General features: G+C 46.8%; 1 protein-coding gene. It reads left to right on the top strand.

Features of this window, described 5'->3' with window-relative positions:
• The coding region (gene hflX, locus ABN217_RS20605; RefSeq protein ID WP_349460061.1) for a GTPase HflX at positions 1-500 on the top strand (500 nt) is incomplete at both ends.

Below are 500 nucleotides of genomic sequence, written 5' to 3' on the forward strand. Positions count from 1 at the left end.
GTTATTTAACCATACTCTTAGCCCTGCTCAGGAACGTAACCTTGAACGGCTATGCGAATGTAAGGTTGTTGACCGTACAGGCGTGATTTTAGATATATTTGCGCAAGGGGCGCGGACGCACGAAGGGAAACTGCAAGTTGAACTCGCGCAATTACGTCACTTGTCCACTCGCCTTGTGAGAGGATGGACGCACCTTGAGCGCCAAAAAGGTGGAATCGGTCTACGTGGTCCTGGTGAAACTCAGCTTGAAACTGACCGTCGGTTATTAAGGGGAAAAATCAGTCAGATTTTATCCCGCCTTAGTCGAGTCGAAAAGCAGCGAGAACAAGGCCGGCAAGCACGTAATAAAGCAGATATCCCAACGATATCGTTAGTGGGTTATACCAATGCGGGTAAATCAAGTTTATTTAACCGAATGACATCGTCAGAGGTTTATGCAGCTGATCAGCTGTTTGCAACACTTGATCCAACATTGAGGCGTATTGACGTTGATGATGTTG

It is taken from the genome of Proteus sp. fly-1067, assembly GCF_040139345.1.
In the GTDB taxonomy this organism is placed as follows: domain Bacteria; phylum Pseudomonadota; class Gammaproteobacteria; order Enterobacterales; family Enterobacteriaceae; genus Proteus; species Proteus vulgaris_B.